Origin of the sequence: Terrimonas pollutisoli (assembly GCF_029360765.1) — a bacterium.
Classification (GTDB): domain Bacteria; phylum Bacteroidota; class Bacteroidia; order Chitinophagales; family Chitinophagaceae; genus Terrimonas_B; species Terrimonas_B pollutisoli.
Genome location: NZ_JARKNA010000023.1, coordinates 1 through 14885, shown reverse-complemented (window position 1 = coordinate 14885; position 14885 = coordinate 1). Strand labels below are relative to the sequence as shown.

At 39.8% G+C, this 14885-nt stretch carries 12 protein-coding genes and 2 tRNA genes; 7 read left to right on the top strand and 7 right to left on the bottom strand.

The annotated features are described in order from the left end of the window. Nucleotides 1-83 precede the first annotated feature (83 nt). Nucleotides 84-956, top strand: coding sequence for a glycosyltransferase family 2 protein (locus tag P2W73_RS23690; RefSeq protein WP_276504583.1), 873 nt, complete (start codon nt 84-86; stop codon nt 954-956). 108 nt (nt 957-1064) lie between these two features. After that, complete coding sequence (locus tag P2W73_RS23685; protein WP_276504582.1) at nt 1065-2189, top strand: glycosyltransferase family 4 protein; 1125 nt, start codon at nt 1065-1067, stop codon at nt 2187-2189. 122 nt (nt 2190-2311) lie between these two features. On the opposite strand, the gene P2W73_RS23680 is transcribed toward P2W73_RS23685, so the two are convergent. Continuing rightward, a tRNA-Val gene (locus P2W73_RS23680) sits at nt 2312-2386 on the bottom strand. A gap of 99 nt (nt 2387-2485) precedes the next feature. Between P2W73_RS23680 and P2W73_RS23675 the strand changes: the two genes are divergently transcribed. Then, nucleotides 2486-2776: a hypothetical protein gene (locus P2W73_RS23675; protein ID WP_276504581.1), complete on the top strand. Its 291-nt coding sequence runs from the start codon at nt 2486-2488 to the stop codon at nt 2774-2776. An 85-nt stretch (nt 2777-2861) separates the two neighbouring features. On the opposite strand, the gene P2W73_RS23670 is transcribed toward P2W73_RS23675, so the two are convergent. Together P2W73_RS23670 and P2W73_RS23665 are read right to left on the bottom strand one after the other, a co-directional pair. Next, nucleotides 2862-3410, bottom strand: a complete 549-nt coding sequence (locus tag P2W73_RS23670) for a DNA-3-methyladenine glycosylase I (protein WP_276504580.1) — start codon at nt 3408-3410, stop codon at nt 2862-2864. A 57-nt stretch (nt 3411-3467) separates the two neighbouring features. After that, nucleotides 3468-3542 (bottom strand) — tRNA-Val (locus P2W73_RS23665). Between the two features lie 349 nt (nt 3543-3891). On the opposite strand from P2W73_RS23665, the gene P2W73_RS23660 reads away from it, so the two are divergent. Both P2W73_RS23660 and aat read left to right on the top strand, forming a co-directional pair. After that, nucleotides 3892-4194 (top strand): ATP-dependent Clp protease adaptor ClpS, encoded by a 303-nt coding sequence (locus tag P2W73_RS23660; protein ID WP_276504579.1) that lies wholly within the window; start codon nt 3892-3894, stop codon nt 4192-4194. A 26-nt stretch (nt 4195-4220) separates the two neighbouring features. Continuing rightward, complete coding sequence (aat, locus tag P2W73_RS23655; RefSeq protein ID WP_276504578.1) at nt 4221-4868, top strand: leucyl/phenylalanyl-tRNA--protein transferase; 648 nt, start codon at nt 4221-4223, stop codon at nt 4866-4868. 102 nt (nt 4869-4970) lie between these two features. Here aat and P2W73_RS23650 read toward each other — a convergent pair whose 3' ends face one another. After that, nucleotides 4971-5702 (bottom strand): esterase family protein, encoded by a 732-nt coding sequence (locus P2W73_RS23650; RefSeq protein WP_276504577.1) that lies wholly within the window; start codon nt 5700-5702, stop codon nt 4971-4973. 141 nt (nt 5703-5843) lie between these two features. Here P2W73_RS23650 and P2W73_RS23645 point away from each other — a divergent pair, with 141 nt between their 5' ends. Then, nucleotides 5844-8495, top strand: a complete 2652-nt coding sequence (locus tag P2W73_RS23645; protein ID WP_276504576.1) for a valine--tRNA ligase — start codon at nt 5844-5846, stop codon at nt 8493-8495. Nucleotides 8496-8555: 60 nt separating this feature from the next. Here the strand turns inward: P2W73_RS23645 and P2W73_RS23640 are convergent, their stop codons facing one another. Beyond that, nucleotides 8556-11375, bottom strand: a complete 2820-nt coding sequence (locus tag P2W73_RS23640) for a TolB-like translocation protein (protein ID WP_276504575.1) — start codon at nt 11373-11375, stop codon at nt 8556-8558. A gap of 100 nt (nt 11376-11475) precedes the next feature. Continuing rightward, complete coding sequence (locus P2W73_RS23635) at nt 11476-12891, bottom strand: DUF5009 domain-containing protein (RefSeq protein WP_276504574.1); 1416 nt, start codon at nt 12889-12891, stop codon at nt 11476-11478. Between P2W73_RS23635 and P2W73_RS23630 the strand changes: the two genes are divergently transcribed. Further along, nucleotides 12869-13564, top strand: coding sequence for a hypothetical protein (locus P2W73_RS23630; protein ID WP_276504573.1), 696 nt, complete (start codon nt 12869-12871; stop codon nt 13562-13564). The genes P2W73_RS23635 and P2W73_RS23630 overlap by 23 nt on opposite strands. Before the next feature lie 67 nt (nt 13565-13631). On the opposite strand, the gene P2W73_RS23625 is transcribed toward P2W73_RS23630, so the two are convergent. Next, complete coding sequence (locus P2W73_RS23625; RefSeq protein WP_276504572.1) at nt 13632-14444, bottom strand: hypothetical protein; 813 nt, start codon at nt 14442-14444, stop codon at nt 13632-13634. Nucleotides 14445-14885: the final 441 nt, after the last annotated feature.

Here is a 14885-nt window from a genome sequence, read left to right as displayed (position 1 = left end):
AGTTTAGCTGACATTTTCTGAATACCCCCAATAAGTATGAAAAGCCTGGAAAAAATCTTATTACGTACCAGGATAGATAAATCATGACACAAATTGCTATTCTCATAACTTGTTATAACAGGAAAGAAAAAACCCTGTCCTGTCTTAGAAGTGTGTACAACCAGAAAGGCATTGATGACCTCAATATTGATATTTATTTGGTAGATGACAACTCTACAGACGGAACAGGCGAGGCTGTGAAAACTGAATTCCCCAATGCTCATGTTTTTAAGGGAAGCGGTGATCTTTTTTGGGCCGGAGGTATGCGGTATGCCTGGCGGGAAGCGATAAAAACAAAAAAGAGTTTTGATTATTTCTTATTGCTGAATGATGATACGCTACTGTTAAATGATGCATTTAAAAATCTGTTTACAGATTTGAAAACAATGAAGGATGAGCATTGCATCCTGATTGGTTCAACTAAAGACAAAATCTCCGGCAATTTTTCTTACGGTGGCCGACTTTTGAAGAATGGTTATATCTCGAAGGCTGAGGTAGTGAAGCCCAATAATGTTTCCCCTCAGTTGTGTCATCTCGGGAATGCCAACATTATGCTGGTGCCCACAAAAGTGGTTGATAAAATAGGAATTCTGTCCGATGTTTATACCCACAGTTTTGCCGATTATGATTATACGTTGAAAGCAAAAAAGGCCGGCATTCCTTCCTATATCTGTGCATACTATTGCGGCTATTGTTCGGACGATCACGGAGTAAGTTGGAAAACCGGTGATCATAGTTTAAAACAACGAATACAATACCTGTATAGCCATAAAGGTCTTGCTTATAAGGAGTATCTCGCCTTTGTAAGAAAGTTTTTTCCTCTCTATTTACCCAAAGCCTGGGCATTACTTTGGACAAAAACCTTTTTCCCTGTTTTGTGGGAATCAAGAGGAAAAAAACAAACTGTCCGTGCATAGGACAACCTGGTCAATCTCCAATCCAACAATCTTCTGTTATAGCCATAGATAAACCAATATCCTGACGAAAGCAAGAATTATTTCGTATCACCAGTTAAAACGAACCTTATGATTAAGACAGTACTTGTCACCAACATCCCTGCCCCTTACAGAGAAAAGCTTCATGAATTAATCGCCGAAAAATTTCAGCATAACTATACAGTTATTTACTGTGCTGAAAAAGAAGCTGACAGAACCTGGAAATTCAATCTTGGTAATTACAAAAAGATTTTCTTATCAAAGTACAACAAAACCACTGTGCACAGCAATCACAGGATATGGCGTGTTTTGAATAGAATAAATCCTGAAGTCGTGATCCTGGATGGGTTTTACCCCACTATGTTATACGCTTTTGCCTGGTGCATGGTAAACAAAAAAAAGCCATTGGTCTTTACGGACGGCACATTAAATTCTGAAAATCGCTTATCAATTATTCATAAGCTCATCCGGAAAATTGTTTTTTCAAAAACGAATGCCTTTATAGGAGTCAGCGACGGTGCCCAGGCCCTTTACAAAAGTTATGACATCGAACACAATCGGTTTTTCCGAAGCTACTTATGCGTGGATAACAGCCAGTTTAAAAAAGTGCCATTAACTGAAAAGAAATATGAGTTGATGTTTTCGGCTCGCTTTATTGACCTGAAGCTTCCTTTCTTTTTCGTCGAAATTGCTAAACAAGTGAAAGAAAAACTCGGTTATTGCCGGGTGTTGCTGATAGGCTCGGGAGAACTAAAAGAAGACATACTAAAAAAACTTGACGAATACGGTATCGACTATGACTATCCGGGATTCGTAGAAACCAGGAATTTACCAGAGTATTATTCGAAAGCCAAAATTCTTCTGTTTCCCACTCTCAATGACACCTGGGGTGTAGTAGCAAATGAGGCTATGGCGGCAGGGTTACCCGTTATCACCTGCGAAAATGCCGGTGTAGCTCATGACCTGGTGATCCAGGAAGAAACAGGGTTTGTACTACCTGTGGAAAAAGAAGTCTGGGCCGAAAAAGTTGTCAATATTTTGAAGGACCAGGCTTTGTACGAAAAATTATCCGCCAATGCACATAAGCATGTACAGAAATACAATTTTCAAAATGCAGCAAAAGGCGTAATTGATGCCATACAGTCGGCTGTTGCCTGCCTGTCTGTAATTTCGGCGCTTAATATCGAAATGTTTGAAAGGTTGATGGCTGCCTAGTTATAGGCACTTTATCAGTTATAAGTCAGCAAAAAGAAATAAACCTTCCCGCAATAGGAAGGTTTATTTCTTTTTAGATTTTTTCGATGTTCAGCCAATGCAGGCAAGTAGGGCTAAAATTGTGGGACGTACTGGACTCGAACCAGTGACCCCTACTCTGTCAAAGTAATGCTCTAAACCAACTGAGCTAACGTCCCGGGTTGGCAAAATTAAGGTCTTTTATCACTTGGTTTTTAAGAAATTATTTTCCGGCATTTTGCAACTTTCACCGGTTTATTTTGTCTATTTTAATAGTAATGAAAAAATACCAGGTGACGATACAGTTCGAGATGTCAGATGATTTTATGGAGTTGATCCCCCCTCATCGCACTTATATCAATTTCCTTATTAACAAAGATATAGTTGACCAGTATGCCGTAAGCATGGAAACACAACGTGTGTGGATAACCCTGAATGCAGCCGGGAAAAAAGAGGTCGAGGATATTCTAAAAAAATCGCCTTTACATAAGTTTTGGACCTACGAGATAGATGAATTGTTTGTGATCGATGGACTGCATTACCGGTTGCCGGCTGTACAACCTAATTAAAGTTGTTATTTGACGACTCGCCAATAGCGGAAATTCCCAGCTCAAATCATCTGCCATAGTAGTGGCGTTATTTACACGTCAGTATTCACTTTTCGGCCCACTTCGGCTTCTGCTTTAAGATTTTTTTATAAACCGGGCAGGTTTCAATATGACAACCGGGTAGATAGCCGGTACTCATTAAAAATTCATTGACGATTTCTCCACCTGTAAAACGAAAGGTTTTTTTAAACAATTTCACCCATTCCTCTTTTGTCTTAGGGTGATGGTTATCCAGCCAGCTCTTAAACGACCCGAACTCCCTTTGAATCGATTGGATGCATTGAGCATTATGTATGGCCGCCTCAATTTTTAAGCGATTGCGGATAATACCGGCGTCCTGTAACAACTTCTCTTTCTTTTTGATAGTGTAACGGGCTACTTTATTGATTTCAAAATTGTCGAAGGCCGCAAAGAAGTTATCCTTCTTTTTCAGAATCGTTTCCCAACTAAGCCCGGCCTGGTTTATTTCCAACACTAATCTTGCAAAAAGTAAATTATCGTCATTGATTGGGAAACCATACTCATTGTCATGATAATGCCGGTGAACCGTGTCCTTCCCGGCATTTTGAACAAACTCGCAGTAAGAAGATGCCATAAGATAAATTTAGGGAAATAAAAAAGGCTTCAGCATGAACTGAAACCTTCTTTTCTGTGGGAGTTGACGGGCTCGAACCGCCGACCCTCTGCTTGTAAGGCAGATGCTCTGAACCAACTGAGCTAAACTCCCTTTTTTATTGGGAGTGCAAAGATAAGGGTGTCTCGTTTTTTGCCAAATTTTTTTTCACTCTTTTTAATTTAGTTTCCAGCCCGGTATATGTAGGATTTTTGATCAAAGCCTTTGAAGTTTTCATAATTCATTTGGTGCTATGCCGGGCTAAATTCAAATTTTTGTATAGCCAACCGGAACTCCTCTTTTTCAATTCAATGATTTGGATCAGAACGGAATCATTCACCTCAATGAAAATCCATCCATGCCAGTTCCCATAAAAATTGATTTATAGGAGAATACAAATAGACCGGTAGAATATGTTTTTTACAGCAACGGATTTTCTATTTTTGCATAAATGCCAATGACAATGGCGACTACAAAAAGCAACATACTTACACATAGCCAGGAAGAAACAGATACTCTCACCGATTTTGAGAGCCTGTGTAACCTTATTGTCTGGAATGATGAAGTGAACACCTTTGAGTGGGTGATCGAAACATTGATTGAAGTGTGTGGTCATAGTCCTGAGCAGGCAGAGCAATGTTCCTATTTCATTCACTATAAGGGTAAATATGCCGTTAAACAAGGCGAGTATGACGAACTCAAGATAATGTGCGATGCTATTACCGAAAGAGGAATTGGCGCTACTGTTGAAGTGATCGCTGAATAAGCTTTTATTCATTACTGATCACACCCATGTCCCTTTTTATTCTCGATAAAAAACTTTATTTTCCCCCGGCACATTTGGCTGAACAGGATGGTTTATTAGCCATTGGCGGTGATTTATCACCCGAAAGATTATTACTTGCTTATAAGCACGGAATATTCCCCTGGTATGAAGCTGATCCCATTCTATGGTGGAGTCCTAATCCCCGATTTGTCCTGTTTCCTGGTGAATTAAAAATCAGCAAAGGCATAAAGCCCCTTCTGAAACGAAACGAATTTAAATTCACTATCAACAAAGCATTCAAAGACGTAATTCATCAATGTAAAAAAATTGCCCGCCCCGGACAGGATGGCACCTGGATAACGCAAGAGGTAGAAAGGGCCTATATAAAAATGCATGAACTTGGTTATGCCCATAGCGCTGAAGTATGGAAAGAGGGAGATTTGGTTGGCGGGCTTTACGGAATCAGGCTGGGAAAAGTTTTTTTTGGTGAAAGCATGTTCAGCAAATTAAGCAACACTTCCCGCTATGCTTTTATCAAATATATTGACCAACTTAGATTGGAAGGCGTGGAATTAATAGACTGCCAGGTTTATACGGAATACCTGGAAAGCTTTGGTGCGAGGATGATAGCGGGAAAAGAGTTTACAGCTTTATTAAAGCAGTTAATAAATTAGATACGATCAGAAGTTTAGATTTTCCACATATTTCGTTCACAAAAATGAAAAATGCTGAGCAACGACCTTTGATACTTATTTCCTTTTCCTGACAAGATTTCATCAAAATCTCGTCCCCAAATAATGTGGTAACATTTTTCGCCAGGTATTCCAATCGTGCGGCCATTCAGCACCCCAAATATCAAGCTCATACCAGATACCCTTATCGTATAATTGTTTGGCAAATCTGCCGCTGGCAGCCGGGTCCTCATAATTACCGCTACCTGTAAGAATATGAATGTGCCTGCTTTGACGGATCTGTTCCAGTATATTATGATCAGTCAGGTTTGGAGTATAATGAGCAGGGCTGTTGAAATAAACATTCTCATCATAGTGGCCCTTTGTATACTCAGTCAGATCATAGACGCCGCTCATGGCCACTACGCCATTGATAATATCAGGACGTTTTAGAAATAAGTTCATGCTATGCAAGGCGCCAAAAGAAGCGCCACAAGTGATGATCGGCGTTTCCCAACTGCTGGTATTGCGGATAAAAGGCACTACCTCATTAAACACATAGCTGTTCCATTGCTGGTGGCGGATCGATTTTTGCCAGGGATCCATGCCATTATTCATCCAGCTCTCATTATTGATGCTATCAATAGAGTAAATCTTCACTTTACCGCTGTCGATAAAAGGCGCCAGTTCATTCATCAACTGGAAACGTTCATATTCCAGGTAATCCGCAGCAGCAGTCGGTATCATTAACAGCGCAAATCCATACTCACCATAGGTAGCCACAGGCATTTCTTTGTGCAATGAAGGGCTGTACCACGAAGCAAGTTGACGTTTCATATCCGGTTATTTCGATAAATATATTTCAAAAAATAATATGCTGTATTTCTTGTTATTCATCCAGCTTTTATATCGATAATATCCACCTGGCAACCTTGTACTTTTCGTTGTTTTGTCAAAAGCAGGTAAATTTGCCGCCTTATGGAATTGAGCAAAAATTTTGAGCACCTGGCGGCAGAAAAAAAGTGGTACCAACATTGGCTGGACAAGAAATATTTTAAAAGCACCCCCGACGAAAGGGAACCTTATACAATCGTTATTCCCCCTCCCAATGTCACTGGCGTTTTGCACATGGGCCATTGCCTCAACAATACCATTCAGGATATCCTGGTTCGAAGGGCAAGAATGCAGGGAAAAAATGCTTGCTGGGTGCCAGGAACAGATCATGCTTCGATTGCCACAGAAGCCAAGGTGGTGCAAATGTTGCGTGAGAGAGGCATTAGCAAATCTTCGCTAAGCCGTGACGAATTTTTGCAATATGCGTGGGAATGGAAAGAAAAATATGGTGGCATCATTCTGCAACAGCTGAAAAAATTGGGCTGCAGTCTCGATTGGGACAGGACCACCTTTACCATGGACCCCGACTATTATGATTCTGTGATCAGTGTTTTTGTTGACTTGTATAAAAAAGGGTATATCTATCGGGGTAAAAGAATGATCAACTGGGATGTAAAAGCCAAAACGGCACTCAGTGATGAAGAAGTGATCAGGAAAGAGACGCAGCAGAAGCTTTACTATCTAAAATATTTCCTTGAGATGAAGTCAGATGCCGGAAGTCAGGTGTCAGACTTCAGACCTCAGACCTCAGACTTCATTACTATTGCCACTGTTCGGCCCGAAACAATCATGGGCGATTCCGCGGTTTTTGTTCACCCCGACGATGAACGGTACAAACATCTCCACGGACAATTTGCTTATGTTCCCCTGATCAACCGCCGCATTCCGATTATTGCAGACGAATATGTAAGCATGGATTTTGGGACCGGCGCATTAAAAGTTACGCCTGCGCATGACATCAATGATAATGTGCTCGGGCAAAAACATAACCTGGAAGTAATCGACATCCTGAATGAAGATGGCACATTAAACGAAACAGCCCAGATCTATATTGGTGAGGATAGGTTTGAAGCCCGCAAGAAGATCGTAAAAGAGCTGGAGGAAAAAGGCTTTTTGCTAAAGACCGAAGATTACACGAGTGAAGTAGGCTATAGTGAAAGAACGGATGTGGTAGTTGAGCCAAGGCTTAGTTTGCAGTGGTGGGTGGATATGAAAAAAATTTATGATCCTGCTCTCAAGGCTATAATGGATGATGAAATAAAATTTTATCCGTCCAAATTTAAGAACCTCTATCGCCACTGGATGGAGAATATTAAAGATTGGTGTATCAGCCGCCAGCTTTGGTGGGGACATCGTATACCGGCCTGGTATGATGCGGAAGGAAGATTTGTCGTTGCGGAAAGCGAGGAAAAAGCAAAGGCAATGTTCAATGCTCAATTTTCAATTTCCAATGCTGTATTAAAACAGGACGAAGATTGCCTGGATACCTGGTTTAGTAGCTGGCTCTGGCCTTTCGAAGTATTTAAAGGGTATAGCAATCCCAACAATGAAGAGGTAAAATATTATTATCCCACCAATACATTAGTTACCGCACCGGAAATCATTTTTTTCTGGGTAGCAAGAATGATCATGGCGGGCTATGAATACAAAAAAGAAAAACCGTTTAGTGAAGTTTATTTTACCGGCATTGTAAGAGATAAGATTGGCAGAAAGATGAGCAAGCAGTTGGGCAATTCTCCTGACCTTCTTGAAATGATTGATAATGACGGAGCGGATGCTGTTCGCTTCGGCATTATGATTTCCTCTCCGGCCGGCAACGACCTTATGTGGGACCAGGCAGGCAATGAACAAGGGAAGTTCTTTATCAATAAAATGTGGAATGCGCTGAAGTTGGTAAAGATGTGGTCCCTTCGGCAAGCTCAGGATGGGGAGTCAACAAGCAACTTTGCTGTTGAATGGTTTGAAAGCAGGTTGAATGAAGTAAAACTTCAACTGGACGAACAGTTCAAAGATTTTCGTTTAAGCGAATCACTCAAGACGATCTATTCACTGATCTGGGATGATTTCTGTAGCTGGTACCTTGAATGGGTAAAACCTGGTTTTGAACAACCAATTGATACAGCAGTCTATAAAAAAACAGTTGATTTCTTTGAACAGTTGATGCAGCTGCTTCATCCATTCATGCCATTTGTTACGGAGGAAATTTATCACCAGCTAAGTGAGAGAAAAGACGATATAACGATTAAACAATATCCCGCAATTTCGCAGCTTGATCAATCTATCTTAAAAAAAGCCGTCATCCTGAAAGAAGTGATCACCGCCATCCGCGATGCCAGGAATAAGGCGCAGTTAAAACCAAAAGAAACGATCAAACTGCATATACTGGCAACGGACAAATCAATTTATGAAGCTATTGATCCGATACTGGCTAAACAAGTAAATGCGGAACAAATTGCTTTTACAGAAAATCCTGTTAGTAATTGCATCAATGTGGTTATTCAAAAAGACAAGTTCTTTATCGAAACAACCACCCAATTGGATACCGCTTCACAAAAAGAACAACTCCAAAAGGACCTGGAATACCATAAAGGCTTTTTACTGTCAGTAGAGAAAAAATTGAGCAACGAAAAATTTGTTCAAAATGCAAAACCCGAAGTGGTGGCCATCGAACGAAAGAAAAAAGCAGACGCCGAGGCCAAGATAAAAGCGATTGAAGAGAGTTTAGCGGCGCTATAAAAGATGGGTGTTGCGGGATACGATATAAGAATAAATATCCCGCAACACGTTTTTCGAATTCTATCTCGGAAAAATACTTACCGGCAATATAAACTCATACACGGTTCCTTTTCCTCCTGTATAAAAATCCTTATCCAGCAGCCGGCTGATGCGGAAGCCAAAACTTAATTCATACTGGTTCCACCATTTGGTATCAAAATAAATTTCGCCACCAATGCTTCGCTGTTCAGCCGTAGTATTTTTGTCGTTGGAAAAAACTTTCATGTAATCATAAAAGCCATTGGCTCTTATCTGCTGAAAATAGAGCATATTGCCGAAGCCCCAATCAGGATACAATAAAGGAAAATGGTAATTGGCCGAAACTCTCCACATTCTGGAGGAATCTGTTTCATTGTATCCTCTCGCATAGGCCAGCCTATTACTAAATAAAGCATATTTAGTGTCATTTTCCTGGAAGCCAGCAGTCAAAACAATATTGTGTGTAGACGCTAATCCTGGTAGGTACAAAGCTGCTCCTCCCAAAAACTGCCAGCTGTTATACTTGTTAATTGCATAACGATGCTGAGCCGATAACGAGTAACCGAACCTGGGGTAGATATGCTGCACAGCCGTTTCTATTTGCTCGCTGAATGAAATATGATGCAGCAGATAACTGAAATTGGAATTTAGAAAGTCGAGTTTCGAAGCTCCCTTTATCATATCACTGCGATAAACATAATCCGTACCCACTGTAAAAGTTTTGAAAGTACGTCCGCTATTAAACCGCAGCGGTATACTTAATCCTACACTTAAATCCACCTGATCCCATGTTCTCAATTTGTTATTGATAACCTGGTTGCGGTCAAAAGTGTACTCTGCACCCAAATCAACATATGGAAACCACCCACCATAAATAGAGCTTAATCCAACCGCATTGGTTTTATCATTTTCATTATAGAGATAATACAGTTCTGTTTGCAACGTATTCAACACATTCTCTCCATAAAGTGAGAAACTGAACTCGGGATCTTCATAATAGGGTCGCCAGCTATGAAAGTTGAGCAGCCTGGTGCCTTTTCTATAATTGCTTACGGGGAATTGACGATTAGCAATTGTATCGGTAAGAATGAGAGGAATTTCGGCAGCATGTCCTACTGCAAAAGGCTCTACCAGTTTATCAGTAATGGCATTATCAACCGGTTCGCCTGTTATTGGCGTCTCATTTATTTGTTTTAGTTGGTATCCTTCTGCAGTAAATGCCGACCAGGTGATCTTGCCGTTAGCAGCGTTAACAAAATAATTACCTAACACATCATTAGTTACCCGGTAAATTTTTTGATCCGCTAATTTTAATGCAAAAATGTTATCGCTACCACCGTACGATGCGGTGAAATAAACAATATTATTACTGACACTGGGATTTCCCACTACATTAAATGAAGGTGGTGTAAGCCTTGTGGTGCTACCTGTTTTCAATTCAGTAACAGCGAGAGCCATTCTTCCATCGGGTAGCCGAACTGCTGTTATCACTGAATCTTCACCAATAAATTTTGGATCGGTAAATGTGTTTACTCCCCCGGCATCGATCCTGTTGATCACTTCGCCGGAATTTGCATCTAAAATATGCAACTCACTTTTTCCGTCTTCATTCATTTCTATTGCGGCAACTTTATTACCACTGTCAGAAATATCCGGCGAAAAATATTTCGAACGACGGGTTAATCTCTTTTGCTGACCCGTTTGTACATCCAAAAGTTTTAAGACGCTGTATTCACGCCATCTCCAGCGGGGATCATTTTCATAGGCTGCATATACGATCTTTCCATTACGATAGGAATATTGATCTTCAATCGCAATATCTTTAGCTCTCAACCGGTGTTCTCCTGTAGCATCTTTTATAAAAAATGCGGGACGTTGACGATAAGTAGTTTTTAAATACAATAATGAATCTGGCGAAATGCTATAGGGGAACAGGTAATTCTTAATAAAATGCCTGTTAACAGGGAAAACAGTTGTTACGGACGAAGTTTCTTCAACTTTGCTTTTTGCATCCATTCTCTCTTTGTCTTTATAATAATTCAGCGCTTCATTGCGGAATGTCTTAAAATTAACACCGCTATATTTTCTAACAGCTTTTTGAAAAGGATAAAATAAACCATTAAAAGCACTGGCATCACGGGTAACCTTGCTCCAAAAATCAAGACCATACTTTTCATACCCGTAATTGACCAGCAGGTAACCCAGGTTGTAATGATCAGGAACATAATCTTTGAATGATCCATTCCGCAATTTCATCCAGCGGTATTTTTTATTAGCTTTCCAAAGCGCCGGGTACGCATTTAAAAATAATGGCAGACGTCCCCTGCCCTGCGCTGATAATACTGTTTCATGGTAAACCGCATCACCTTCAAAAAACCAGTCGGGCACACTAGCATTTATCGCCAAAGCATAACCTTCCTCGCCAAATAAGACATGCATCAACTTGCTGATGCCATTGTTGAAATTATTGAACTGCTGTACATGCCTGTATTCATGAACCGCTAATTGTCCCGCCCACGATAAGCTGCCCTGGTCAAAATTGTTGAGCGATGGTGTGAGATAAAATTCACTGCGGTATGGTCCCAGCCCCACGTAACCATTAGCAATTGTCGGTTGATTCTGTAAAACAATATTTATTTTTTTGGATCGCTTGCCCAATGGCACCGGGTTAAGTGTTGCCTGCGAGTATATCAACGAAGCTATCCGCTGAGCCTGGCTATCGAGCCCCTGGGGAAAAATGACCCGGGCGGCATCAGTATTGATTTGTTTCCATTTTACCGAAGGCGGGGTACCGCCAAAGCGCTGAGCAAATAAATTGGCGAATAAAACCAGGCTTACTACCATTAGGACGAGCTTCCGCATGAGTTCAAGATTTAAGGAAAGTTACGGAGGAAAAAGATAGGCTGGTTTAGCTCGCTATTCCGTTGCAAATATTATTCCTATTGTTCACCCCAATGGATCATTACAATTGCAGCCGGACCTTTAACTTGTTTAGCCCCATTGCGAGCACCATGATAAATATGGCGTAACAAACAGACCAAACAATACCCAAAAGCCCCCGGTGAAACTCAGCCGGCATAAAGTATAGGCCTGTCACTATTTGTAAATACATTATAATAGCAGGAAGAATATAGACAAGTAAAGAATTTGCAGCGGCGGGTTGAAAAAATGTTGTCCATCGCTGGTATTTTAAAATATCAATCAGCCAATACAACAAACAAAATATCATCGTACAAATGGCAACACAATACAGGCACCAGGTTGGTGTGGCATGAATTTTTGAAATCGCATAATAGGGCCTGATCCAATAACCTGCCAATGCCGCCATCAATGCAAATACACAAGCAGCAATAAACCGCTCATAGATCTTTCGGAAAATCGCGGCATCAAAAAACAAAAGCGAAACCAGCATTCCGCATAGTACGATACTTGTATGGGCTGCATGTCCGGCTCTTGCGGCCATCCATTGCAAAACAAGATTGTGTTTTGCAGCATCGGCCTTGCTGATCGTATACCAGGCGACACCGGCGGCGATGGAAAGCAACAACAATAGTATTCTGCCCTTTACCAACTGGCAGATGATACAACTAAACAGATAAGCCCAACCTATCAATCCCAAAATTCCCCACCAGTGCGGCGTCATTCCCTGGCTGCCATCTTCACCCGCTTTATATACGAAAGCTAAAATCACCAATCCCGCTATTCCTACACCCCGAAACAACCAAGACCACAATTTATTCTGAAACCTGTAGACATTCCATACCAGTATAGCACAGGTATAAAACAGCAGGGACCACCAGGCAATAGATATTCCCATTGCTTTTTCATTGTAACCACTTTCGGCATTAACCATAAATACCCCCAATGCCAGCAGCCCCAATGTTCGCCAAAGTATATGCCCCTGCAACTTCCAAAAACTATCTCCCTTTGCCAACCTGTTGTTAATGGCAAAGGGCAATGACATTCCAACAATAAAAAGAAAGGCCGGAAAAACGATATCCACAAAGGTCATGGCGTCTGCATCTGCCGGCATATGCTTCATCCATGCAGGGATACCTGATACGCCTGCAACATCGTTTACAAAGATCATGACCAGTATGGTAATGCCGCGGAATGTATCAATGGAACGTATGCGCTGTGTTGTAAGTTGATTATACATAAGCAGGCCCATTTGGCTGTCCTTATTCAGATCAAAAAGTTTAAAGATAAGCAAGACAGGTTTCAAAAAGAATATAAAAACGTCGTATATTTTGCTAAAAGGAGTTGTTTGCGGGCCCGGTGAGTTTCCGGGTTTCAGAAAGTTATTCAGGAAGTATTTAAAATATTTGGCCCGGTGACCATTAATAGAAATGTATATGATCCGAAAAGTTGTTTTCATCACTCCGCTCTTTTTTTTATTTCCTATCCTGGTCAACGCTCAGCAAAAAGATTATTTCACCATTAACCCCGGAGAAAAACCCGCGGAAGAAATTCCTGACTCTGTACAATACGCTTATCCCGCTTTTACCAAAGGTTATATTTCCTTTAGAGACAATCGAAATGGCACCGTTCAGTTGAATTACAATTATCTTTTTGAAGAAATGATGTTTCTGAACAACACCGGAGATACATTGGCAATTGCCGATGCACCGACAATCCGGCAAATAACAATTAAGACAGACACATTTTATTTCAGTGATGTTTTTGTAAAACAGATCGCTACTTTTGGTGAAGTCAAATTGGCGAAGCGGCAATATTTCGGCGTTGTCAATTCACGTAAGATAGGCGCATTTGGACAAACCACGTCTGCATCTATTGTTAGCTATAAAGCGGCCATTACGCCTTCCGGAATCAAATCGTTAACAGTGCAGGAAGTCGTCAATCTAAAAAAAGTCACTCAATTTTATATTGCTGACAAATTCAACAATTTCCAACTTGTAAACAGGAAAAGACTGCCCGATCTGTTCCCGAAAAAAAGTAGAATAATAGAAAAGTACCTGAAGGATAACAATGTCAACTTCAGCCGGGAAGAAGATATAAAGGGCCTGCTTGCTTTTTTGCAAAGTAACTAAACAGTGTTAAAACTATTTCAGTGACAGCGTGCCTTTTTTGTAAAACACCAACAAAAAACACATATAGTTATTTGTATCGCTTTGATTTCTTATATTCAATATTTTTCATTTTTAATATTTTTATATCTCCGTCCAATACTTCTGTCCCAATATAGGCATACTTTAAATTTTTAAGATGTTTTATAAATTGCACACTTGACAATGGTGCACTTCTAAATATGTAAAATCTTTCAAGGTTTGGCAAACAATTAAGCACATTAAAATCTTTTATCTTGGGAACTAACTCGAATGATAATTTACTTAGACTACTTGCTATTGTTTTTAGCTCACTAATATCTTCAAGTTTGGTTGCAGAATAGAATTTTAAAAAACTTAGTTCCTTTAGGTAATGAATACCCTTTAGGCTTACTAATTTTTTTGCAAAATTAAGTTCCACCCATTCAAGTTTTTTCAAGTTTTTTAATCCTTCTAAATCTTCGTCTGGCCAACGATTTACTTCCAAATATTGCAGATTATTTAATTTTTCAAAATTAGAATACAATATTGTGCTATGTATAATTCTTAATTGTTTTAAATTAGGAAAATTAACGAGATCAATAGCACCCTTTACATTGTTGTAATTGCATTCGAAATATTCTAAGTTCTTTAGAGTATTAACAACGGTAATATCGATGTTCTCAATGGAAAGATGTAAACTTTTAATCCAGCTTTGATTTATCAAAAAATTTAATGACGCTTCTTTAGCCCAATTAACGATAGTTAGATGTTGAATCCCTTTTTGTTTTAATTGAATAACAGTTTCATCTATCTTTTCAGGCGTAATTGAAGCACCTTTGATTTTTGCATTATGCCCAAAAAAAATGAATTCTTTTAAAATCATTTTAAAAATTGAATATCTCTTTTATTCAATGGAGTGAATCCATCTGCTTTATTAGCATCTAATCGCATTTTTTCTAAAATGAGGCCTTCCTTCAACATTAGCAATACCACAAAAGTCGTATATCTATCCTAATTCCGCTATTGACAAAGATGGGGCTTATTGTTATTCAAGCAAACGTTTTTTTTCAACCACCTTAATACCGTTATTTAACGATACAAAATCCATTTTTTAACTACTCAACATTTATATAATTTAATATTGTCCGACAAAAATTGGGGTTGAAGAGGCTTTAACTCTTTGCTGTCAAAGGTTACAGGGCATCTCTATTAACCCGATTTTTAAAAAATTACTTTTCCCGGTTATTTTTTTGGATGCGTCTGACTGGTTTTTTTTGATTTTGTGTTCAACTGAATGATCCTTTCATCTCTTTTTTTGTTTTGA